Annotated in this window: 22 protein-coding genes and 7 pseudogenes; 21 read left to right on the top strand and 8 right to left on the bottom strand. The window is 58.0% G+C overall.

Going from position 1 to position 22,311, the window contains the following annotated elements; all coding sequences use genetic code 11:
• The first annotated feature begins 224 nt into the window (after positions 1 to 224).
• The 4 genes and pseudogenes from J5289_RS21175 (at position 225) to J5289_RS21185 (ending at position 2,380) form a co-directional block, all read left to right on the top strand.
• Entirely contained in the window at positions 225 to 929 is a 705-nt protein-coding gene (locus J5289_RS21175) for a hypothetical protein (protein WP_247750846.1), read from the top strand.
• A complete protein-coding gene (locus J5289_RS21180; protein ID WP_209207972.1) occupies positions 926 to 1,513 on the top strand; it encodes an RES family NAD+ phosphorylase in 588 nt (195 codons plus the stop codon). The genes J5289_RS21175 and J5289_RS21180 overlap by 4 nt, the downstream gene beginning before the upstream one ends.
• 64 nt (positions 1,514 to 1,577) lie before the next feature.
• Positions 1,578 to 1,727: pseudogene (locus J5289_RS29425) on the top strand (VapC toxin family PIN domain ribonuclease); the annotation flags it as partial.
• A 35-nt stretch (positions 1,728 to 1,762) separates the two neighbouring features.
• Positions 1,763 to 2,380: a hypothetical protein gene (locus tag J5289_RS21185; RefSeq protein ID WP_209207971.1), complete on the top strand. Its 618-nt coding sequence runs from the start codon at positions 1,763 to 1,765 to the stop codon at positions 2,378 to 2,380.
• A 14-nt stretch (positions 2,381 to 2,394) separates the two neighbouring features.
• On the opposite strand, the gene J5289_RS21190 is transcribed toward J5289_RS21185, so the two are convergent.
• Positions 2,395 to 3,594 carry an IS256 family transposase gene (locus J5289_RS21190; RefSeq protein ID WP_209207809.1) on the bottom strand — a complete coding sequence of 400 codons (1,200 nt, stop codon included), beginning with the start codon at positions 3,592 to 3,594 and terminating at the stop codon, positions 2,395 to 2,397.
• Positions 3,595 to 4,243: 649 nt separating this feature from the next.
• A complete protein-coding gene (locus J5289_RS21195) occupies positions 4,244 to 4,672 on the bottom strand; it encodes a MucR family transcriptional regulator (protein WP_209187847.1) in 429 nt (142 codons plus the stop codon).
• A gap of 598 nt (positions 4,673 to 5,270) precedes the next feature.
• On the opposite strand from J5289_RS21195, the gene J5289_RS21200 reads away from it, so the two are divergent.
• Both J5289_RS21200 and J5289_RS21205 read left to right on the top strand, forming a co-directional pair.
• Positions 5,271 to 6,041 (top strand): SDR family NAD(P)-dependent oxidoreductase, encoded by a 771-nt coding sequence (locus J5289_RS21200; RefSeq protein ID WP_209207352.1) that lies wholly within the window; start codon positions 5,271 to 5,273, stop codon positions 6,039 to 6,041.
• Positions 6,042 to 6,271: 230 nt separating this feature from the next.
• The gene (locus J5289_RS21205) at positions 6,272 to 7,081 is read left to right on the top strand and encodes a mechanosensitive ion channel family protein (protein ID WP_143123436.1); all 810 of its coding nucleotides are present in this window, start codon (positions 6,272 to 6,274) and stop codon (positions 7,079 to 7,081) included.
• Between the two features lie 395 nt (positions 7,082 to 7,476).
• Here J5289_RS21205 and J5289_RS21210 read toward each other — a convergent pair.
• The 3 genes and pseudogenes from J5289_RS21210 to J5289_RS21220 all read right to left on the bottom strand — a co-directional run bounded on the left by J5289_RS21210 (position 7,477) and on the right by J5289_RS21220 (position 9,795).
• A pseudogene (locus J5289_RS21210) lies at positions 7,477 to 7,755 on the bottom strand (helix-turn-helix transcriptional regulator).
• A gap of 551 nt (positions 7,756 to 8,306) precedes the next feature.
• Positions 8,307 to 9,568, bottom strand: a pseudogene (locus tag J5289_RS21215) (type II toxin-antitoxin system HipA family toxin).
• Positions 9,565 to 9,795 carry a helix-turn-helix transcriptional regulator gene (locus tag J5289_RS21220; protein WP_209207351.1) on the bottom strand — a complete coding sequence of 77 codons (231 nt, stop codon included), beginning with the start codon at positions 9,793 to 9,795 and terminating at the stop codon, positions 9,565 to 9,567. Before J5289_RS21220 ends, J5289_RS21215 begins: the two are co-directional and overlap by 4 nt.
• A 176-nt stretch (positions 9,796 to 9,971) precedes the next feature.
• Here J5289_RS21220 and J5289_RS21225 point away from each other — a divergent pair, with 176 nt between their 5' ends.
• The 3 genes and pseudogenes from J5289_RS21225 to J5289_RS21235 all read left to right on the top strand — a co-directional run bounded on the left by J5289_RS21225 (position 9,972) and on the right by J5289_RS21235 (position 12,451).
• Positions 9,972 to 10,217: a hypothetical protein gene (locus J5289_RS21225; protein ID WP_209207350.1), complete on the top strand. Its 246-nt coding sequence runs from the start codon at positions 9,972 to 9,974 to the stop codon at positions 10,215 to 10,217.
• Positions 10,218 to 10,385: 168 nt separating this feature from the next.
• Positions 10,386 to 12,017, top strand: a pseudogene (locus J5289_RS21230) (FAD-dependent oxidoreductase).
• 203 nt (positions 12,018 to 12,220) lie between these two features.
• Positions 12,221 to 12,451, top strand: coding sequence for a DUF6429 family protein (locus tag J5289_RS21235; protein WP_142832068.1), 231 nt, complete (start codon positions 12,221 to 12,223; stop codon positions 12,449 to 12,451).
• Here J5289_RS21235 and J5289_RS29430 read toward each other — a convergent pair.
• Positions 12,407 to 12,706: pseudogene (locus tag J5289_RS29430) on the bottom strand (hypothetical protein); the annotation flags it as partial. The gene J5289_RS21235 and the pseudogene J5289_RS29430 sit on opposite strands and share 45 nt — an antisense overlap.
• A 45-nt stretch (positions 12,707 to 12,751) precedes the next feature.
• On the opposite strand from J5289_RS29430, the gene J5289_RS29435 reads away from it, so the two are divergent.
• The 8 genes and pseudogenes from J5289_RS29435 to J5289_RS21270 all read left to right on the top strand — a co-directional run bounded on the left by J5289_RS29435 (position 12,752) and on the right by J5289_RS21270 (position 17,271).
• On the top strand, positions 12,752 to 12,886 hold the full coding sequence (locus J5289_RS29435; protein ID WP_257625517.1) for a hypothetical protein: 135 nt from the start codon (positions 12,752 to 12,754) through the stop codon (positions 12,884 to 12,886).
• A gap of 195 nt (positions 12,887 to 13,081) precedes the next feature.
• Entirely contained in the window at positions 13,082 to 13,570 is a 489-nt protein-coding gene (locus tag J5289_RS21240) for a nuclear transport factor 2 family protein (RefSeq protein ID WP_209207349.1), read from the top strand.
• A 183-nt stretch (positions 13,571 to 13,753) separates the two neighbouring features.
• Positions 13,754 to 14,764: a glycoside hydrolase family 5 protein gene (locus J5289_RS21245; RefSeq protein WP_209207348.1), complete on the top strand. Its 1,011-nt coding sequence runs from the start codon at positions 13,754 to 13,756 to the stop codon at positions 14,762 to 14,764.
• Positions 14,765 to 15,550: 786 nt separating this feature from the next.
• A pseudogene (locus tag J5289_RS21250) lies at positions 15,551 to 15,832 on the top strand (DUF6516 family protein).
• On the top strand, positions 15,829 to 16,188 hold the full coding sequence (locus tag J5289_RS21255; RefSeq protein ID WP_143123443.1) for a helix-turn-helix domain-containing protein: 360 nt from the start codon (positions 15,829 to 15,831) through the stop codon (positions 16,186 to 16,188). Before J5289_RS21250 ends, J5289_RS21255 begins: the two are co-directional and overlap by 4 nt.
• Before the next feature lie 271 nt (positions 16,189 to 16,459).
• On the top strand, positions 16,460 to 16,627 hold the full coding sequence (locus J5289_RS29755; protein WP_307877444.1) for a hypothetical protein: 168 nt from the start codon (positions 16,460 to 16,462) through the stop codon (positions 16,625 to 16,627).
• A gap of 143 nt (positions 16,628 to 16,770) precedes the next feature.
• On the top strand, positions 16,771 to 16,962 hold the full coding sequence (locus tag J5289_RS21265; protein ID WP_209207347.1) for a hypothetical protein: 192 nt from the start codon (positions 16,771 to 16,773) through the stop codon (positions 16,960 to 16,962).
• Positions 16,963 to 17,025: 63 nt separating this feature from the next.
• A complete protein-coding gene (locus tag J5289_RS21270; RefSeq protein ID WP_143123445.1) occupies positions 17,026 to 17,271 on the top strand; it encodes a hypothetical protein in 246 nt (81 codons plus the stop codon).
• Between the two features lie 117 nt (positions 17,272 to 17,388).
• Here J5289_RS21270 and J5289_RS21275 read toward each other — a convergent pair whose 3' ends face one another.
• Positions 17,389 to 18,207 (bottom strand): IS5 family transposase, encoded by an 819-nt coding sequence (locus tag J5289_RS21275; protein WP_219276561.1) that lies wholly within the window; start codon positions 18,205 to 18,207, stop codon positions 17,389 to 17,391.
• Positions 18,208 to 19,791: 1,584 nt separating this feature from the next.
• Between J5289_RS21275 and J5289_RS21280 the strand changes: the two genes are divergently transcribed.
• The 4 genes and pseudogenes from J5289_RS21280 (at position 19,792) to J5289_RS21290 (ending at position 21,700) form a co-directional block, all read left to right on the top strand.
• Complete coding sequence (locus J5289_RS21280) at positions 19,792 to 19,971, top strand: DUF2274 domain-containing protein (protein ID WP_209207346.1); 180 nt, start codon at positions 19,792 to 19,794, stop codon at positions 19,969 to 19,971.
• A gap of 117 nt (positions 19,972 to 20,088) precedes the next feature.
• Positions 20,089 to 20,469 (top strand): helix-turn-helix domain-containing protein, encoded by a 381-nt coding sequence (locus J5289_RS21285; protein ID WP_143123467.1) that lies wholly within the window; start codon positions 20,089 to 20,091, stop codon positions 20,467 to 20,469.
• Positions 20,469 to 20,693 (top strand): annotated as a pseudogene (locus tag J5289_RS29445) (type II toxin-antitoxin system HipA family toxin); the annotation flags it as partial. The gene J5289_RS21285 and the pseudogene J5289_RS29445, both read left to right, overlap by 1 nt.
• A gap of 101 nt (positions 20,694 to 20,794) precedes the next feature.
• Positions 20,795 to 21,700: a type II toxin-antitoxin system HipA family toxin gene (locus J5289_RS21290; RefSeq protein WP_247750735.1), complete on the top strand. Its 906-nt coding sequence runs from the start codon at positions 20,795 to 20,797 to the stop codon at positions 21,698 to 21,700.
• A gap of 98 nt (positions 21,701 to 21,798) precedes the next feature.
• On the opposite strand, the gene J5289_RS21295 is transcribed toward J5289_RS21290, so the two are convergent.
• On the bottom strand, positions 21,799 to 21,951 hold the full coding sequence (locus J5289_RS21295) for a hypothetical protein (RefSeq protein ID WP_153816494.1): 153 nt from the start codon (positions 21,949 to 21,951) through the stop codon (positions 21,799 to 21,801).
• Between the last annotated feature and the right edge of the window lie 360 nt (positions 21,952 to 22,311).

Genomic DNA, 22,311 nt, shown 5'->3' on the forward strand with positions numbered 1-22,311 from the left:
GTTCCACGCGGATTTGCTCGGGACACTATGGCGAACCCCGGTGGACGATTTTCGACTATCTTTCGTGAGTGGCATTCTGTGCCCAAAGTTTGCCGCGCAGCATTGGCGAGCTGGTTGACCCAAGCTTGACAGATGCGGGCAATTGAATGAGTCATCATCTGACCTAGTTGTCCAGGTTGACAAAGTTGCCTCTCTATCCCATCTTGTGACCAGGAGATGATTAAATGGTCCAGAGAGCACCCGCGCGCAGGCGCAAGAAGACCAACGCCGGCCCGGACGGTATGATGACGATGTTTGTGCTGAAAGCCAATCCTTTCGCCGATGTCGACGGTTTTTCGCTACCCTCCGGTGCACGGGTGGCAGTGGTCACGTCGAAGCCCGCGGCGGCCAGATCGGTCGCACGCCGCTTGGCCGAGCGCATTCAGAGCGATGGGTTCCTCGTTCGCATGGCCCAAGCGGAAACTGGTCGCCAGGAAACACCGCCAACAGATGCAAAAACTAAGATCGACAGAGGCGCTTTCGAGCCTGACGCTCGTAGCAAGGCAATCCTTCAGGGCATCCGCATCGCGCAGTCCGATCTGAAAGCCTCGGGCGGAGCCTATGACCTTGAGGAAGTTCAGGCGCTTCTCAATGGCATCACGCGCCAGGCGGTGGACAAGAGGGTTCAGGAAGGCAGCTTACTGGCGGTGCCGGGACCCAGCAACCGGCGCCGCTATCCCACCTTGCAATTTGATCGGTCTGGGGTCTTGATCGACGGTCTGAAGGAAGTTCAAGCGGTATTGCCGGTCGAAAGCTCTTGGGGCGTGTTGAACTTTCTGGCAAGGAAAGACGACAGGCTGAGCGGAAGACGACCGATCGACGTATTGCGTGAAGGCAACATCGCCCTCGTCGTCGATGCGGCGCGCAGATTTGGAGAACAGGGCGCTTGAGCCCTCCTCTGCCACCTGCGGATTTTCAGAGCCGCAAACTCCAGATCGTATCGATCGCTGTCAGATCGGTGATGCATCGGTTCTACACATCGACATTCGAACCAGTTTATTTCGACAGATCCGATTTGGGGCGTTTTAACGCCCCGGACGGATCCTATGGCGTTCTCTATACGGCTAGGAACATCGAGGGTGCCTTTGCCGAGACATTTCTCCGGACGCCTGGCAACCCGCTGATCGACATCGGGTTTCTCAAAAGAAAAGCCTATGTGCGTATGTCCGCGACACGGGACCTGCGCATGGTCAACCTCACCGGTCAGGGACTTGCTGTAGCTGGTGCGACCGCGGAGGTACCCCATTCGGGCCTGCCCTATAGGGCGCCGCAGGCATGGTCCCGCGCGATATTCGATCACGGTGAAAATGTCGACGGTATCGCTTATCACGCACGTCACGACGATACGCAGTTGTGCTATGCGATATTCGACCGCGCCGACCCGGCGGTCAGCGAGACGGCGCGAAAACTCAATCTCGACGCGGACTGGTTTTGGCGCGTTGCGGAGGAATATGGCTCGGGACTCGCGCCTTAGACGGCACCGCTGACACGATGCCGGCGACAAGCTTGCCGACGCGTTCGCGGCCAATAACCTCGTGGCAAGTGCCAAGCGAAGCGGCCGGGGACTTCCATCAATGGACGGCCTGATCGCGGCCACCACCATCGCTCACGATTTGACGCTAGCGACACGCAATACAAAGGATTTCGAAGGCTTCGGAATAGACATCGTTGACCCATGGGCGGCCTAACTAGCCTCCACATAGTTTATGAAAGGATACTGCGGATGCTTTCCTATGGCTTGCTCAAGAACCATGCCGGCATCCTATTGATCGGGGACTACACGTCTCTGACCTGGCTGCATGAAGTCGTTCATGATGTAAATGACCGCTCGCCTCTCGTGAAAGACAAAGAGGGCTCTTTCCTCGGGTTGGCGTATGATGTGCGAAAAGCCTATGAGCGGCAGCGCGAAATTATTCAACCACCCAAACACTCTGAGGAAGTCGGCGTCCGCTATGGTGTCCAGATCCTTTGGCCCGTTCTTATGTTGCAGCAGAGGCTGCTGAGGCAATCTCTCGCGTTTCTCGACCACACGGCCAAGACACAAGCCATCGCTTATGCCTTGGAGGCGGTCATCGAAGATGGATTGCGCGAAGATTTTGGAGCGCAGGCCGGGCTTATCGTCGATCTTTGGCAGCGCCTCGACCCAGCTCAGTCTGAGGTGTTCGACATGATGGATAGTCGCGGAGCTCTCTATAGCTCATGGACGAAAGCGCAAAGGAAGGCCGGCTTTGCGCAACTTCTCGCAAGTCTCGACCCGATGTATGACCGCTTTTACCCTATGCGCGGATCGTGCCCCTGGACGTGGTGTAGGTCGCGGCTGATTGCCGTGCTTTCCGACTGAGGTCGGAGGGGATATCAGCGAGCCACTGCTGGCAAACTGATTTGGGGATCATCGCTCATTTGGGCCATGGTCTCAAGGGTCATGTACCGGGCGCGCTGCACGGCCCATTCATCGTTCTGTTCGAGCAGCAGCGCCCCGACAAGACGGACGATTGCCTCGTCGTTGGGAAAGATACCGACCACATCAGTGCGGCGCTTGATTTCGCCGTTGAGACGCTCGATCGGATTGGTCGAGTGTAGCTTTGCCCGGTGCTCTCTCGGGAAGGTCATGTAGGCCAGAACATCGTCTTCGGCATCGTCCATGATGGTGGCAAGTTTTGGCACTTTCGGCCTGATCTGGTCGGCGACACTACGCCATTGAGCGCTGGCCGCCTCCGGTGTTTCCTGGGCAAAGGCCGTTGCGATGAAGGCGGAGACGACCCGCCGACCGCTCTTTCCGGCATGCGCCAAGACGTTCCGCATAAAGTGAACCCGGCACCTCTGCCAGGTGGCATTGAGAACCTTGGTCACGGCCGCTTTGAGACCTTCATGGGCATCGGAGATGACAAGCTTGACGCCGCGCAATCCTCGGCGTTTCAACTTGCGCAGAAATTCCGTCCAGATCGGTTCGGCTTCTGACGTGCCAACCTCCATACCCAGGACCTCGCGCCGGCCATCACTGTTGACGCCGACGGCGATGATGACAGCGACAGAGACAACCCGTCCGCCGCGTCGGACTTTGAGGTAGGTCGCATCGACCCATAGATATGGCCAGTCGCCTTCGATCGGTCTGTCGAGGAACGCTTTCACCTTAACGTCGATTTCTTCGCAGAGACGGCTCACCTGGCTTTTGGATATGCCACTCATCCCCATGGCCTTGACCAGGTCGTCAACTGAACGGGTCGAGATGCCCTGGATATAAGCTTCCTGGATGACCGCCGTCAGAGCCTTCTCTGCCATGCGGCGGGGTTCGAGGAAGCTCGGAAAGTAGCTGCCCTTGCGCAGCTTCGGAATGCGAAGCTCCACGGTCCCAGCTCGGGTTTCCCAATCACGGTCACGGTAGCCGTTGCGCTGAGCAAGCCGCAACGGGTTCTTGTCGCCGAAATCGGCACCTGTGGCTGAGCCGACCTCCAGCTCCATGAGCCGCTCGGCGGCAAAACCGATCATCTCACGCAATAAATCTGCATCCGCGCTCTTCTCAACAAGCGAGCGCACGTCCATCATGTCTTTGGTCATCGGTGATCTTTCCGTCAGGTTGGTCTTCAACAACCCGACCCTAACGGAAAACACTGGTGGCCGCCCGCAAAGCCGATCACCCGCTACAGCGCTATGGAAGCGCGCGGGCACTCGCCTTTGCTACCCTCCACAACCTACACCACCCGGCGGGACACGATCTATGCGCGTGAAGAACGGCGATAAAAACCTGATCTCTCCGGCCGAATTCGCCCTCTGGGGAAATGCGGAGTGGCCTGATCCGCGCTGGTAGAACGCCGACATTTCATCGGGGGTCAAAGAGGATAGGTCCACTCCCTTGATTGAGGGTGAAACCGTAAGGTGAGGTTTCGGAAGCGCGATTTAGAATTGCAATTTAATGGAAATCGATAGCTGAAAGCACCAGCCAGGCTTGGAAACGGGCCGAGCAATCGCCTGTCCTCGATTGGCCCTCCCGTTCCAAGGGACTGATGCAGGCAACTCCGGCCGGGCCATGGCCCGACACAAGCGTCAAATCACCGATCCTGTTGGAGGGCTTGCGACCGGGCGTGGCGGTCACACTTCGACCGTTCAAGGACTGTGGGCGAGGGCTGCCTTGCCCAGGGAAGGGAAACACTTGAATTCTGGCACTGGAGATGGGCATCGATTTTCAAAGACGCCCTACCCCTTCGAATCAGGCCACCTTCTGTCGACGCCTCTGCCCAAGACCACTTTCCTTGGCCAAACGCGAACGTGCGTCTGCATAAGCCGGTGCGACCATGGGATATTCGCTCGAAAGCTCCCATTTCTCGCGATATTCATCGGGTTGAAGGGAGTGACTGGTCATCAGATGGCGCTTCAGCGACTTGAAGCTAAGCCCACATTCCAGGCACGTCAATTGATCGTCCTGGAGAGATTTGCGGACCGAAATGGCCGGCTTCTGCTTTTCGGCAGCCACTTCAGCGGGAGGTATCGAGCTTGAAAACAAAGCCGCGTGGACGTCGGCGATGAGGGAGCCCAAATCGCTCATAGGAACGACATGATTACTCACGTAGGCCGATACGATGTCTGAGGTCAATTCAACGAGTAAGTCCTCGCTGGCAGCGTTTGATAGATTTTCCATCCGTCCGATCTCTATTTTCAATATCGCCGCTTTGATCAGCCAGCGAAATAAAAGTATGTGTAGTCTCTTTCATATAAACAACAGAAACGCAACTTTGATAGTGGAGGAAATTAGGTTTAATAGCCCTGTTCGAGATGGTAACGGGTTTCGGAGAAAGTATACTTGGCTGCAAATCCGCGCTGATATTGCACCAGGCCGCCGTTACATACCTTTGCGTGCCCTGCCATTCGCCGAGCATGCCGATAGCGCCGGGACGATAAGGCTTGCGATCTACAAGATCAGCACGCTTGCGTCATTACCCACCATCGCGCGCGAATTATTCGATGTACGCTGCCTATTGAGCCTGACCGTCCGACGATGTCCTTCGACGGTCACTGCCTGCGCGACCTTCATCGTCCAGCTCGACGTTGAAGGGCAGAGACGCCGATGAAGGCAAAGGCAGCGGGCAAGCAAGCAAAGGATCGACGGGTCTGGCGGTACCTGCATGTCACCTGGAGATGCCTTCGGCGGCCGTCCGGTCGCGCGACGCTGTTCTGGCGACCGATCGTGATAGGGTACGACCCACATCTGATCTGAAGATCCTTAATCGGAGTTTCCCTTGCGCCGCATCTTCATCACCGGTTCTTCTGATGGCCTCGGCCTCGCTGCTGCCAGTTCGCTCCTGGAACAAGGCCACGAGGTCGTCCTTCACGCCCGGACCAGGGAAAGGGCCTCCACATTGGGAAGCATCGCATCCCGTGCATTGGCTGTCGTCATCGGCGATCTCACGAGCGCAGTCGAGACCCGCAAACTTGCCGATCAGGTGAACGCGATCGGCCGAATGGATGCGGTCATTCACAATGCTGGGGTCTATGCCGAACCCCAGCGTGGCAATACCCCCGAAGGTCATGCGCGGACGCTGGCCATCAACACGCTGGCACCCTATATTCTGACAGCCCTCATCGATCGCCCGGACCGTCTGGTCTATCTCAGCAGCGGGCTGCACCAAGGTGGTGGGGGCTCTCTTGAGGACATCGATTGGACGGCAAGACAGTGGAGTCCATCTCAAGCCTACGCGGAAACCAAACTGCACATCGCCGCATTGGCCGCAGCGATCGGCCGCCACTGGCCGCAGGTGTTCAGCAATTCCGTCGATCCGGGCTGGGTGGCAACCAAAATGGGTGGAGCCGGAGCACCAGGCAACCTCAAGACCGGGCAGGAAACCCAAAGCTGGCTTGCGGCGAGCGATGATTCATCCGCCAAGGTCAGCGGCTTCTACTGGCATCATCGCCAGCAACGACAGCCGAGTGCCGAGGTAACCAACATAGGCTTTCAAGACCAGCTGGTTGCCAAGTTGGAAGAACTGACCGGTGTGGGCCTCTTCGGGTAGCACATTGAGAAGCGCTCGATGACGACACCGATCGGGTTGATCGGGCAGCGGGTGGGCCAGCCGACATTGCCGAGACTGTGTAATTCTGCCGCGGCATTGGTCTTCGACATCGTTCACGCCAGATTGGCTCTCGCTGTCGAACGTCTCGGGGCAAGAGCTATCGGACCTCTGTAATTGGAACCAAGCTTTGCCATGCCGGTTTTGTGCAGACCGGAAACCGAGAACCAGACATGAATCCCCAGCCTGACAACATACTCGTCGCGACACGAACAGCCTTCAGCCAACTCGCTGCGCTCGCGGTGCAATACTCCTTCTCAATCGTCGGTGCCATCGTCCTGCTGGTGATCGGCTGGATCCTTTCGGGAGTGATCAGCCGATGGGTCTACAAGGGAATGTCGCGCATCCATGGCATTGACGAGACCCTGGCCCGCTTCTTCCAGAGCGTCGTCCATTACGGACTGCTGGTGCTTGTCTTCGTGGCCGTCCTCGGTCAGTTCGGCGTCCAGACGACTTCGCTCCTTGCCGCCTTGGGCGCTGCGGGCCTGGCGATTGGCCTTGCCCTGCAGGGCACCCTTCAGAATATCGCGGCCGGAATTATGCTCCTCGTTCTCCGCCCTCTCCGGGTCGGCGAATACATCGAAACGGGCAGCGTCAAAGGCTTCATCGTCGAGATCGGGCTGTTTGCAACGGAGATGAAAACGGTCGACGGTCTGTACCTGATGGCCCCGAACTCGACGCTGTGGAATACGCCGATCACCAACCACAGCAGAGAACGAGAGCGCCGTCAGGAGCTTTCCGTCGCGATAGGCAACGATGTGGATGCTGCGGCGGTCAAACGGACCATCATCGGCATTGTGACCTCTGACAAACGCGTCAAAACGAACCCGCCTCCCCGTATCTTCTCGGATGACCTTACCGCCGACAAGACCGTCTTGACGCTCCAGTACTGGGCAACGACATCACAGTGGTCGGAAACCCGTCACGATATGATCGATGCATTGAAGGACGGACTGAAGGCGGAAGGGATTGCCATTCGATAAGGACGACGCCGTATCGGCCCCTCCCGGACATGCGAAATGTTGGACTTGCGCGGGTAAGTGGCCTGTTTGGCGAGGGACAGACGCGCCTATATCGACGGCATTGGCACCTCACCGTCTCAACGGTCAAGGAAGCGGAGACGTCGCGTAGTATGGCGCTTGACGCTCCATTCTGCATTGAGATCTCCGCCCCACCACCAGGATCGCGATCGACGGTGAAGCTATACACTTCAGCACCTGAGGTAGGACAGGGATCTAAGAGACAGCGCGTGCTCGATGGCGCTCTGGATCATTCGCACGCATCCGAACGACCCTGAAATGACACGGCCGCCTATCAACCGACGAGATGGGTGTAGTCCTCAACGCCCTCGCCTCCTGACGTCATTGCCTTCTGTCGGTCATCCACCTCTGGGCGTAAAACCAACCCCGAAACCGAAGGCCCGACCGATTTTCTTCAATGTCTCCAGTGTGGGATTAGCAGTTCCTGCTTCCAGTTATGCAATTTGGCGTCTAGATAGCCCAAGTGCCTTGGCAAACTCCTCCTGCGTCATCCCGATCCCTTTCCGGATCTCCGCCACGGCGCCGGGCAGCCGCAGATCCCCTGCTCGAGCACGTTCCGCCAAGGTTCGCCGGTTTTGCAGAACCTCCTCTTTGGTCGGCTTTTTCCATCGGGCCATCAGTTGTCCTTTGTCGTCAGTCGCACGCCTCAAGGACGCTGGCTGCGATCGCGATGCAGCGCCCCATCGCATGGTCCAGAATGTCCGGCGGCGTTTCCATATCCTTCGCCATGGTCGGAGCCAGGTGCAGGTGTCTGGCAAACGCGCCAAGCCTGGCTGCCAGTGCTTTCTGCTCGACAAATCAGGCATCAGTTTGCCGTCCAAGAGTGCCATAGTCACGGCGTAATACCACCGGCCATCAAAGTGGGTTTCCAGCGTTAAGCACGTCTATTGACCCTTTCAATGGTGCAGATGATGCAACTTATCACGTTATTTAACCCCTTAAAGTGGGTTGAATAACTGCCATTGGTACCGCGAGCTTTGGACATGCTTGCGTTCTCTTCTCCGATTGACCATCGACCGGACGCGTAACGCATGACCCGCCAACGAGCAGCTTCAGGGACCGACGGCACTCGCACTCCCAGGCCGACGCCATAAACGCTGCAGTCCTTTAAGCCGGGCTACACCTCAATATTTAAATTATGTCGGCGGAGATGCTTGGCGCTGTTGAGTTACATGCTCAGGGCCACGAGTTTGGCACGGTCTGCGATCAAAGCCGCTACGCGATTTAACGACACAGGGTCTGCGGCAAGTGGGGACATATCTTCCAATAACCGGGGGATCGCGTCCCCTGTGGCATCAGTCAGTTCTTTCACCCGACGGCGCACTAAAGGTAAGCTGACACCTGTCTCCTTCGAGAAAGCCTGCCAGCCATCAGCGCCCATGTCAGCAAGCGTCGCGCGTTTGCCGATCCGCATAGCCAATTTCGGGGAAAGATCTGGATAGGCCACGGTGGAAAGCAGGTCGTACAGCGGAGCCATCCTAGGTCCAGAATGGTCATAGAGGATCGAGAAATTCTTACCGTGAGCATCCGCATTTCCGATGACGAGATTGAAAATCGCAGCGTCCAAAAGCTTAGCGATGTCCGTGCCCGGCCGCGCAGAGACCCGACGCAACAGCTCGAAGCAATCCTTGAAGGTCGGCCCCCCTCGCTTGCATACTTTGTTTCAGGTGGCACACCCAGCGCTTGGCAGAAGTCTTCCTGATGGATGCGGAGAACCACACCGTCGCCATCGTGGTGGCGATCGTATCTGTTGACCAAAAGGAAAGGGCGACTATTCGCGGACCTCGGGTCGACGGGAGCAACGTCGAGCCCGATTGCGGCAGCAAGCCTCATCGCAAAGGCTTCATTCTCGGTCGTCCCTGGAAAGCGCGCAATCGGAGGCTTCAAGATGTGCGTCGTCGCCTGGCCTGGTAAGGGAAGTGCGACTTGGCCATCGATTAGAACAACTGGAGCTTTTGATTGGGCGCCCGCGAGCGATAGCCTCAAGCCTTCCTGGCCGGCCAAGAGCGGCCTCGTCGGAAGTGCGTCCAGTATCCGGACGATTCCGGCCTCGTCGAGAGCTGCTGTTTGCCGATCGGCAATCAGACCTCCTCCAATCGGTTCGTGGTCTTCGGGCAAAAGTTGAAGCGCGCCGGCGACGTCGCCGCCCAAGCGATCAAGAAGGGCGAAGTCGTTGGCAGGTGAAACACCCAACGCTTGCGCCGCAACCAGACGCTGGCTTTCCTCTGGCAGTAGGCCGCCAAAAAATGGGCGGCATTCACGGCGAGAGAAACGCTCTGGACGCTTCGGTAGGGAGACAGAAAGCGGAAGTGCCTTTTCGTCCTCAAGCCAAGCTTCAGCGTAGGCGAAGCCAATGTCGCCGTGCTGATCTTGGGTGAACTGTCCGACAATGCGACCATTCCACCAGACGTTAAGGACCCTTACCGTCATTTTCTACGTTCACCTGGGTCTAGAATATCAATCGAACAACCGAGCGTTTGTAAAACCTGCAAGACCTTTCCGATCTGTGCTGTCGGTTTGCCGGCTTCGAGATCGACGATAAACCGCAGGCCGACGCCAGAAACGCCAGCCAGCTCGTCCTGCCGCAAGTTTTGCGCCTTGCGTGTGCTGCGGATCAGGGCGCCGATGTCGGCTGGACTGCTAACTTGTTTTGCCATTTTATTTCCCGATCGGGAAAATAGCAAGAAAATCGGCCTTTTGTCTACAGCATATTCCCGATCGGGAAATTCCGCTCAAATTTAGCATAACCGTCCGCCAGAAATTCCCGATCGGGAATATTTCGATTTATAAACATAGTAGCCGCAAGCCTAGTCGAAGCAAGGGGAGACACTAAATGGCTGAATCATCGAGTTTCACATCATTGGCGCGCGACGCCCGGATGAAACTTTCGCAATTCCCGTTCTTCAGTTGGAATGGAATTTGGAATGGCCCTACGCTTCATTTCACCCTAAAACCAATCAAGACGCTCTGTCTCCTCGCTCGCTTCGTTTTTCCAGCTCCCCGCGCGCCTCCCTGGACGCAAGACGACCGGGAAAGTATTGGCGGAAAAGGCCCGGAAAAGGCGGAACGCCGACTTTGACTACGCCATTGATTTTATAAAATGGGGTCTTCGCCCCAGACGGGGGGTAAGCTGCTGAACCTCTTGGAATTCGGCAGGCTCTCCATGTCTACCTAGGGTCGATCGTGACCCGCTCGAAACCTTGAGGAGAGGCGTGTGACGACCGATTTCAGCTCCCGTGAATATCAGATGCTTCCCGTCCTCACGCCTTTTCAGATGTAGACGGCAAAGCGTTTCTGCCTCGGCGAGCCAACACGGTTCGCGCCCGGCGAACAAGTCTTCTCGGTCGGTGACCACAACGTGCCCGCCTGGCTCGTCCTTGACGGAGCGATCGAGACGTTTCGCCATGATGGCCTGACGCGGCGCGCGCAGTTCACAACGCATCGCACCGGGCAGATATCGGGCGAAGTCAGCCAGCTTTCGGGCCGTCCTATATTGGTAGATGGCAAAGCTGGTCCCGATGGGTGCAGTGCGGTTGCCTTCGATGGAGCGCATCTGCGTGCGCTGGTCATCGGGTCGGCCGACATCGGCGAATTGATCATGCGCGCCTTCATCCTTCGCCGCGTGGCGCTGATAAGTGCCGGAGGCTCGGGGTCCGTGCTCGTCGGCACGCCCGGCCAACCGTCACTGACAAGGCTCGAGGGATTTCTGTCGCGTGTGGCCTTCCCCTATGTCACGCTCGACGCCACCTTAGACACGGAAGGGCGCGCATTGGTCGAACGCTTGGGCATCCTTGCCTCGGAGCTGCCGCTCATGGTCTGCCCCAATGGAACCGTCCTCAGAAACCCGACGGATGGCGACGCTGCCCGGTGTCTCGGCATCACGCCCGATCTCAAGGAAGGTAAGGTCTACGACGTGGCGATTGTCGGCGCCGGCCCCGCGGGTCTTGCCGCGTCCGTCTACGCCGCATCGGAAGGCCTGAGCGTCATCGTTCTCGACGAGCGATCCGCGGGTGGCCAGGCGGGTGCGTCGGCAAGGATCGAGAACTATCTGGGGTTCCCGACCGGCATTTCAGGCTTCGCCCTCGCCGGGCGGGCCTTCAATCAGGCCCTCAAATTCGGCGTCGAGATTGCCTTTCCGCTGCAGGTGGCCGACTTGGTTCCGAAATCGGGTCCGGGCGCGCTCCATGCCCTGACATTGACGGACGGCCGTACCGTTGCTGCCCGAACCATCGTCATTGCATCCGGTGCGCGCTATCGTCGTCCGGACATCGCCGGCATCGACAGCTTTGAGGGCGCCGGCATCTCGTACTGGGCGTCCGCCATCGAAGCGCGGCTATGTGCCGGCGAGGAAATCGCCCTCATTGGCGGAGGGAACTCCGCCGGCCAGGCGGTTGTCTTCCTCGCGCCACAGGTCAAGAAGCTGTGCCTGATCGTCAGGCGGAAGCTAGAAGAGACGATGTCAAGCTATCTCATCGACCGGATCGCCGCCCTGCCGAACGTCGAGATCCATACGACGTGCGAGGTGGTTGGGCTCGAAGCCGATAGCGAGCGTCTCCTATGCGGGGCAATTCTGAAAGACAGGCAGACCGCCCGTGAACGTCGAATACCCATGCGGCACATGTTCCTCTTCATCGGCGCGGATCCGAACGCGGCGTGGGTCCGCGCCCACGTCGAGACAGATGAACACGGCTTTATCTGCACCGGCAGGTTTTCCGATGCCGCCGGCGGGCGGGCTGCATTCCCGCTTGAGACGAGCCTGACCAACGTCTTCGCAATAGGAGACGTCAGAGCCGGATCCACCAAACGGGTTGCCGCCGCCGTGGGGGAAGGCGCGGCTGTCGTTGCCCAGATACACGCCGCCCTGGCCGCGATGATGTAAGATAGCCCCGATCGTTCCTCTGATGGCCGTCATCGTCGGCGCCGGTGCGAGGACAGAAGGCGTCATGGATGGCTCCGATTGGTGGGTCGGCATCCTGTTGTCCTTTCGGTTTCCGACACGGTTCCCGCGAGCTTATGGCAACAGGCGGCATCGGCTATAGCCAGACGGGTTTTCAGGCAAGCTGGCTTTGGCTATATTCCCCGATGGATATAGACGAAGATAAAATTGACGACGCAGTCTTGGCGCTGCTGTGGCTGACGCTTCATGAGGGTCGTGCTTGGAAGGGGTTTGACTGGGGCACGATGGATCGGCTGTTCAAGAAGGGGATGATCGGGGACCCGGTCAACAAGGCGAAGTCAGTGATCTTGACGGATGAGGGCGTGGAGCGCTCAAAGCAGCTGTTTCAAACGCTGTTTACGCCGCCCCCGCGATAGCGGATCTTCCGCCTTCCAGTTCCAGGGTATGAGCTCGTCGGTCCGGCTGGTGGTATGGTCGGCGAGGCGTGCAAGCTCTTACGCAAGCGAGGATTGCGGATCGACGGTCCATCGTCGCCGTAGTGATCAATCTGGACATGAGACCTGCCCGCTGACATGGGCGATCAGAACCTGCGAGCCATGCCTTTCGTCTCAATGCGACACCGCGCAGCGCGCGCTGAGCGGCAGTGTTCCGTAAGCGATACGGCCATCGTCAGGACGCGTGGGAGGGATGATCGACGACTGGCACAGGAGCCTTGCGTGGGGCGTCGCCGTTTCGAGCTGTCTTGCGCCCGCGTCGAGGCGCACTCCTCCTCCCGCTACCAGTTGACGACCGAGGAGGTGGAATGGCGCACGGACCGGGTCGCCGTAGCCCAGAAGATCGTTGGAGCCTAATGTCGAGCGCTTGGACAGAACAGTTGGGTCATAATCGAGTGACATCTCCCAACAGCGTTGCACCGGACCGCTTCGAATGGTGAGATTCCAGGCGCGGTTACTGTTTGCTTCCTATGGATGGGCAACATGCCTACTTTGCGAGCGATCCGGCCGCCTAAAATGTGCCGTCATGTTGATAACTGACTGGAGTTTAGAATGAAGCGCTTTCTCGTTGCTGCTGCCATCATGGGCCTGGCACACACCGTTTCAGCACAGGAGGCCGTTGTTAGCGCCGACAACCCGGACGCGCTGTTTACGAGCAGCGACCCGAAATTGAACACCAACAAGCAGGCTGCCTACAACATTGTGAAGGTGCTGCTCGAGGCCAATCATTGGGAGATGGCGGACAAATACCTGACCGCGCGCTACCTCCAGCACAATCCGAACGCCGTCTCCGGCCGCCAGGGCGTCATCGACTACTTCACCAAAGTCCTCAACAAGCAGCCGTCTACCATTCCCGACAAGATGCAAACGAAGATCGTCTCGGTTGTCGCCGAAGGCGATATCGTCACCGTCAGCTATCCAAGAGAGGTGAAGGATGCAAAGGACCCTTCGAAGTCCTACACCACGACCTGGTTCGACAGCTGGCGGTTCGTGGACGGCAAGGCCGATGAGCATTGGGATCCGGCAACGAAACCCAACTGAGACACACCGCCCGCCAGATTTCGAGCGAGACACTGAGGCGTCCCGCCCTGATCTAGTAGAGATGTCCCGATATCGTGCGTGAGTGAGAACGCCGACGTGAGACCGCGTGGCCAGTCAATCGCGGCCGGCGTCAGAATCCGGCATCTGCCATCGAAATGGGGTGCCGATCGTAAGGAAAAGCACATGCGGATTTTTCTCGCTTTGGTTCTTCTTGCCACATCTGCGGGCAACATCGCCGCTGGTCAGGCCGGATATGCCGAACAACTGGTCCAGCAGCTGGGCCGAGGCATCAATGTCCTTGGCTACGACCCCATCTGGAAAGACCCGAGCAAGGCGCATTTCCAGCCAGGCGATGACAAGATGCTCCACGATAGCGGCTTCCAGCACATCCGGGTCAACCTCCAAGCCTTCTCACACATGGATGCTGCGGACAAACTCGACCCGAAATGGCTCGAAACGCTCGATTCCGTTATCGACCAGGCGACCGAGGTTGGCCTGCTGGTCATTCTGGATGAGCATGATTTCCAATTCTGCGGCAGAGATGCCGACGAATGTCGCACCAAGCTGCTTGCCTTTTGGCGGCAGATAGCGCCCCGCTACCGGAATGCTTCGGCGTCCGTGCTCTTCGAGATTCTGAACGAGCCCAACAGGGCGATGACACCGGACCTCTGGAACGGACTGCTTTCGGAGACACTCGCACTCATCCGGCAGACGAACCCGACGCGCGGCGTGGTGATTGGACCGGCCAATTCAAACAATTTCCACTCGCTGGACGCGCTGGTCCTGCCGACCACCGATCGAAACATCATCGTGACCGTCCACTACTATGACCCTTTCCCCTTCACGCACCAGGGCGCGACATGGACCGTTCCGAGCCGTGAGCGGCTGATCGGTGTGCCATGGGGAACCGACGCCGATCACCAGACGATAGTGCGGAATTTTTCGACCATCGCTGCCTGGTCGAAAGCCCATGATCGTCCCATTCTCCTTGGCGAATTCGGCAGCTACGACAAGGCCAACATGGCGGCCAGGGTTGCCTGGACCTCGGCTGTTGCTCGGACAGCGGAAAGCGAGCACTTCGCATGGTCATATTGGCAGTTCGAGAGCAGTTTCAGCGCCTACAATATCGCCAATCGGCACTGGATAGAGCCAATCTATGACGCTCTCATACCAAAGACGACGATACGCCCATGACAAGTCGCTGTCATCGCCGTCCGGCCGAAACGGATCCCCACAGTGGCCAGTTCCTAATCAAGCCAGGATATTGACCGCTCGGGCCACTACGAGCGCCGGTGTCAGAGGCGAGGCCGCTGCTTGAGCCACCGTCAAAGGCCTGTCCCCTGGCGACAGGGGCATGGTGTCGGTGAGCGAAAACGTGTTGCGGATGCCTCGGCACGGATCTCAACTATCAGGGGTTTCCGACCGGGTTACCAGGCTTCGCCCTCACGGGGCGCGCCTTCCATCAGGCCTTCAAATTCGACGTCAAAATCGTTTTTCCGCTTCAGGTGGCCGACTTGGTTCCGAAATCGGCGCCGATACTCGTGGTTCCGCCACCGATGAGGACGATCGACTTGTGCCGGCCTGCTGAAGCAGCCGTAGCGTCATGATCGGAGGACGATGACCGACATGCAGACTGCCACCGGTCGCATCGAAAACCACATTGGCGGGAACAATGCCTGCCTCGAAGGCAGCGTGAGCCAGCAAGGTCAGTCGCTTGGTTGATGCAGCCCCTTGGCCGGCGAGATGCAACGGATCTGCCAGCATACCTATCCGATGGCCCGGATGGACGAGACCGAAGCGGCCCAGATGCCGATTTTGGATCGCAGAAAAGCGATGATGGCGCAAAAGAAGCGGAAATCGCAGCCGTCACGACCATTCCCTTCATGTTTCCGCGACCCGGACTATGCGCCGTGGCATCGAATCCCACCGCAACTGTTGTTCTTGACAACAACGGAAAGCATTTTTATCAATAACAACAACATGAATGCCGTGCTGCGTGAGAAAGCCGCAACCGTCGTCAATGACAAGGCCTTTTTCGAGGTGGTTCTCTGGCGATTGCCAGCGCCGTTCCTTTGAAGCATCCATCCGTTCTAATACCGGCTGGCGCTTGTCGTGGAGGGAGAGTGTGTCCTTCGATACGACAATGAACATGGGAAAGGCGATCATCGCCACATCGGCGGACTTGAAGAAAAGATAGAGTTCACAGATCTGGAAACGCTGTTCGATGCCTTTCAGGCGGACATGGAAAGGATACTGGCATGAGGACTTTGATTGTCAGGCTCGGCACGATGTCCGATGCCAAGGCCCGGTTTGTCAACGCTGGACGCAAGGCGCTGGAGGGCTCGGCCCAACCTGTCACGCCCTCGATCAATTTTGTCAGTTACGATGACATGCACCGGGTTCTTGCCCCGTCGCGGCTGGCGATCGTAAAAGCGCTGGCAGGACAAGGACCGCTGGCGATCCGGGAGGTCGCCCGCCGTGTCGGCCGCGATGTGCAAGCCGTCCACAAGGATGTGACGACACTCGTGAGCGCCGGCGTCATCGATCGCGCGGCGGCCGGCGTGGAATTTCCGTATGACCGGATTCATTTCGAGTTCGACGTGCAGGCGGCTGCCTGATCCAGCCGCCATCTTGAGCAGGCGCCTGGGCATCGAATCCCGGTGGGGTCCTTTGCTGTGCAGGGTGGTCTCGCCGCGTCGTGGCGACTGGACCACGCCCGGTGTATTCAGATGTTGAAAACCGCAAGGACGATCGCCTCGCGCAAGCTGACCTCAGCGGCCGGAGCGGCGATTGGGTCGAGCTCAATTGTGGGCTGTGAACCGTCAATGTCCGCACGGCGGATTTGGCTCCTTGCTACTGGCGGCGTATCGGGGCGACGACTTGGCCTACGTGGGCAGCGTGGAAACCGGATTTAATGAGCGACAGGCTGTCGATCTGCGGACCTCCATCGATCGGCTGCCATGGAAAAAGAAGCAGCCGCCAATTCCATACTGTGGCAAGCGCCAAGTAGTGTGGATCGCGCCTACCCTTATTGCCGAAATCGAGTATCGTGCGTAGGCCACTGACCAGAAACTTCGGTATGCGGCTTTCAAGGGCCTTCGGAAAAGCAGGACAATGCGGACGTTTATCGCGTCGTCGAAGACGATGGAGTTTAAGGCCGAAAGCCGCTAAGGTCGTCTCGATTGAACCAAGGGTGTCGAATGCTGCTGGAATCGCTCAAAGAACGGTGGAAAGCTATCGAGGAAATCGGCTCCGATGCTGAAAAGCGCGGCGAAGTCCTCGGCGTCGTTCCGCCCTGGCAGCCAGCCATCGAAGTAGAGACGGTTGATAACGCTCCCACGCGTACCCCTTTCCCTCCCAGAACCGAAATTCACAAGCTTCGTGACATGTAGCGCGCGCATACGCGGACAAACCTCGGTAGGGGCAGGAAGAAGAGAGCGGCTGGTTAGCTCTCCATGCCAAATCCGATATGCACGATTTTGGCGGGTCTCAACGGCTCCGGTAAATCCTCCATCTATGAAAAGTATCGCCCCGCTGGCGATTTCGTGAACACGGACGAAATCCAGAAGAGCTTGCCTCAAGGGTTGGCAGAAAGCGCAAACCGGGTAAAGGCTGGCCGGATAGCGATCACGCGCATCAACCAGTTGATTGCCGCGAAGGCAGATTTCGTTTTCGAACCACTCTCAACAGCGAGCATTTGATCAAGGTCATCGAGCAAGCGAAAGAAGCTAGCTTCCTGGTCAACATGATCTTCGTGTGCCTGAATACCGCGACGCGGAACGTCGAGCGCGTGCGGGTTCGCGTATCTAAGAGTCTGTTCAAGAAAGCGGGTATCGAGCGAGCCTTCTTGTCATGAGCTTGATCATTGCTGTTTGGATGAAGGCTAGGCTTGTGGCCGAGAAACGCTCGAAATCCTTTGCCATTCGGCGGTTTATGCCGAGCCACGCCAGCGTTCGTTCGACAATCCATCGCTTTGGTAGCACCTGGAAACCGGCCTGGTTTCGTTTGATAATCTCCATCGGTCGCGGGCTGGCCTCTTCTACTGTTGTGCCCTGATAGCCGCCGTCGCCGCAGATTTTCTCGATAAAGGGAAAACGGTTGGCGAGCCTGTCGAAAACAAGTGCTGCTCCATCACGATCCTGAATTCCTGCCGAGTGGACCTCGGCTTTCAGAAGCATGCCAAGAGTATCGACCAGAATGTGCCGCTTGCGGCCCTTGATCTTCTTACCCGCATCATAGCCGATATCGAGACGAGCATCCGGGCCGGTCTTCACTGATTGGCTATCGATGATGGCAAATGACGGTTGCTCTTCTCGCCCCTCAAGCTGCCGCGTTCGGCAGTAGAGCGCGTCATGGATACGACGCCACGTCCCGTCCCGGCAAAACCGTTTGAAATAATGGTAGACCGTGCTCTTCGGTGGAAAATCATGCGGCAGCAATGCCCATTGGCAGCCTGACTGCAGCAGATAAAAAATCGCGTCCATCACCGCCCGAAGCGACGTCTTGCGTCTGCGGCCCAGTCGAGGCTGCCTCGGCATGAGGGGCTCGATCAAGCTCCACTCACGGTCATTCAGATCACTTGCGTAGCGCATGCGGCTTCTGTCATGGTGACGCCGGGTGAAGGGTGTCCAGGCCATTCGATCTCTCCGTATTTGTCGCAAAATACAAAGAATCTGATTGCCGCCCTTCACTCAACCCCGCGCACGCCCGCCATTCTTGAACAGACACTAAGGGAAGTGAAGGATGCGAGCGACCCTTCGAAATCCTATACCACGACCTGGTTCGACAGCTGGCGTTCCCTGGACGGCAAGGCCGATGAACATCGGGATCCGGCAACGAAACCCGACTGAGGCACACCGCCCTTCAATTTCTGAGCGACACTGAGGCGTGCAGATAAAAGTGTCTCCAGCTGATAAGCGCACTGCTGTGTTTGCCAGTGTCCTTGCTTGGGGCAGGTCTTCGGTCGAACCGATCGGCGCGCTGTAGATCAATAGACAGCAGGCAAGTAGGGAAGTAGGGAAGTAGGGAAGTAGGGAAGTATCATCACAAGGTAGTACCGGGTGATAGGAAGTCAAATGCGTGCGACGTCTATTAAGTTCGATGACGGCCTCAAACGCGCGTTCAGCGCCTTGCAACCCAGCGCCGGCGCTCGGCGCAATGGATCATGTTGGAAGCTATCGAACAGTACGTGTGCGCGAGAAAGCCCGCGAGAGCTTTTAGCAGGAAGCCTTGGCGTCATCGAAGGACTATCACGAAGCCGGCCGACACTAGACCGTCACGGAAGTCGGTAACTGGCTAAGCACCTGGGGCACCGATGACGAACAGGCGGCGCCCGCGTGCCACAAGTAATCATTACGGAAGCTGCAAAGGAATGGAAAAACTCGCAGCTTCAACGCGACGATCACGATCAAAACTGCCCGCAGAAGCCACACCGTGCGGCGCCCAGCGAGCCATCTCGTGGAAAAGCGTCCAGACAGAGGGTTGAGGGGTGTCCCGATCCTGCGGTCCCGTGTCCAGTACACCCCTACAGGAGGTTGCTGCTGACCTCGGCGGGTGCGATCATCGCGCCGATTGTCGACGACCGCAAAAATCTGCGGCTTCCTTGCGTCCTATAAGTCTCGGGAATTTTGGTCATCGTAACTCTGCATATAAACAGTCGTGTTTGATCCGGTGGTGACGGACGTAGGGGCTTGGTGGGGCGAGTCAGACGTTATTCGTCGACCCTTGGCCTCATCAACGCCTTCAAAGCGGGGGGAGGTGCTGGCCTCCGGATTGCTAGGGGGGTCACGCTTGGAGCGAAACGACACTCCAGGGCCAGCACGCTAATAGTCACGGATACTTTGTGTTATAGCAAGTCACGAATTTGTTGAGCGCAGCATAACAGAAAAAAGGCTCGCCACACCCTCCCCAGGCGGCAAGCCTTCCAACGGCGTCGATGCAATCGCAGACGCGCACGGAGCGTGTAACAGATCGAATGACCACCCGATGGATTTCATTGTCGGGGCGCGCCGATTGGCTTGGCTCATTTATGAGTCTTTTCATAGAGCACTCCAGCGCCCTATCCGTTCTCGTCGATGAAGATGATGCCGGCCGTCGCAAGGACTTCGGTGATCTTTGTGAACGGTGTCCATTCGCCCAGTCAACTCACCTGTTAAAGCCTCTATCCTCAGCCCCGCGGCGTCCACCAAACCAATCACCATTTTTGGCAGGGTAAGGCTGGCTTGAGAAGAATTGTACTCTCTTCACAGCATCGCGATCTCGCCGCCTCTCTCGAGGTGCGCGGCCGTGAGAACGACCATCCGCCTACCGATCCCGTCCGCCTGATCGCACCGATGCGGGAGCGGTTTATCGCAACCGATCTGGCGTTTGCGAAGGTGAGTTGCAGCACGTTGTCCCAGTGATTTGGCGTTGCCCTTGTCTATACGCCTCAGTTATCATCTATTCTCGCTTGAAGAGGGCATTAATTTGTCATATATGAGTGCCATTAGAGCTATATCGTTCATATACGGAGAAATGCGTTGGCCTCGCCAAAGTCGAAATCGGCGCTTGAAAGACTGGGTTACGACCTGCGCAACGCACGTTTGCGCCGCGGCATCGCCGTATCTGATCTCGCAGCTCGCGCCGGGACGTCTCCCAGTACCGTTGCAAGGCTCGAAAAAGGCGATCGGGGTGTCGGCATCGGTACGCTTGCCGATGTTCTCGTCGCCATGGGGCTTGTCGAGCGCCTGGCCGACCTCCTTGACATACGCACGGATGATCTGGGTCTGGCGTTGGCCGCCGAACAGTTGCCGAGACGCGGAAAATCCTTTGCCGCAAAACTCCGCAGGCAGGAAACGCAGGATCATAAGACGAAACAAGACGAAAAGGACGTCATCGACCCAGATGGCGCAGCCTTCTGATGCCCGACTTTGCCGCTCATGTCGCCCTTGGTGAAAGCCTGACGCCCGTCGGCCGATTGCGCTTCACGCAGGCCGGACCGCGCCAGCTTTCCGCCTTTTCGTATGATCCCGCCTGGATCGAGAACCCCCGCGCCTTTGCGCTACAACCGACCTTACCGCTCGAAGGCGGCTCCTTCCACGCCTCCGGCCAGTCGGGCAACACGCGTGACGCGCTCGCAGGCGTCTTCTCCGATGCAGCACCCGATAGCTGGGGTCGCAGGCTTCTCGAACGCACCTACGGCAATGGCCTCTCCGAGTTTGAATATCTGACGCTCTCCGACGATACTTGCCGACAGGGCGCTCTGCGCTTCGTCGATGCAAATGGAGCGATCATCAAAGGACGAGAAACCGACGCCGTGCCGCGGCTGATCGACCTGCAGGCCATCACCGCCATCTCCCGGGCCTACGAGCAGGGCAAGGAGATCTCCGCACAGGATATGCAAGCGCTCGCTGGAGTCGGCGGCTCGGGGGGGCTCGCCCCAAAGCCAATGTCATCGATGGCGAGAACTTCTGGCTCGCCAAATTCACCTCCGTCCACGACCAGCAACCCATCGAGCGCGTCGAAGTCGCAACCCTCCGCCTCGCCAAAGCCTGCGGCATTCGCACGCCAGAGGCGCGTCTGGAACTGACGGAAACCCCGTTTCCCGTCGCGCTGCTGCGAAGGTTCGACCGACGCGGAACCGCGCGTATTCCATACATTTCGGCGCGCACCGCATTGGCCAAGACCGGGACGGAACTAGGCGCCTATACCGAGATCGTCGATTTCATGCGGATGGCCGCGGCCGAACCTTTGGCTGATTTCCGGGAACTCTATTTGCGCCTGATCTTCACCATCCTCGTCTCGAACAAGGATGATCACCTGAAGAACCACGGCTTTCTCTATGTCGGCGGGGGTCGCTGGCGTCTGTCGCCGATGTTCGACGTGAACCCTGCGCCTGATCGCAACCCGCATCTCGAAACCGCAATTCTGGAGGATGGAGCGCACGACCGATCCATTATGCTCGCCTTGGAAGCGTGCGAATTCTTCGAGATACTCGAATCCGACGCACGCCGGACGATCCGGGAAACCGCACGCCGCATTTCGGATGAATGGCGCGAGGCGTTCCGTCTTGTCGGTGTTACCGGCAGCCTGGCCCGCGCCTACGAACCGGCATTTCTGAATGATGAAACCGAAATCGCTCTGGCGCTCTAACAATCATATATGAATGGTTGAATGCCATACCTCGTCAGATATGATCTATTGCGCCTGCCTTCAAGCGATCGACGCGGTGCTGAACGCGCGTGATTAAATTAGGGGCCGAGGAAGCGCGAGATCGGAAGATCCACCAGCTGCATCTTGGCAAACCCTCCGTTTTCGACGCCACCGCCGCCGCCTCCACGCACGCGTTCGGCGCGGCATTCCCATCCCTGACGACGATCAGGCTTCTCTCGTCCTTGGATCATACATCTGAGGTATCGCCATCACGCATCCGCAAACACCCTTGTGCGAGCGAACCATTCGCTGGCATCAACTCTGCCAGATCGTCTCCCTTGCCGACACCACGATTTACGACATGGAGCAGCGTGGCGAATTCCCGCACAGGTCTGTCTGACGTCCCGTTGCGTCGTAGAGGGTCTTGCGGGTTGCGTTCTCTGGCCTTGCGATGTGGATGAAGCCCGCCGTGTCGCGCCATGGCGGTCGCTTTCGTCGTAAGGGGTTTTGCCTATGATCGCCTCCGGGATCGAGATATATCGGACAACTTCAAGGGCGCAGCTTCGCTCGGTGGACGCTAGACTAATTCTTTAAGGGCCAATCCGGGATAT

Origin of the sequence: Rhizobium sp. B230/85, from assembly GCF_019355735.1 — a bacterium.
In the GTDB taxonomy this organism is placed as follows: domain Bacteria; phylum Pseudomonadota; class Alphaproteobacteria; order Rhizobiales; family Rhizobiaceae; genus Rhizobium; species Rhizobium rhododendri.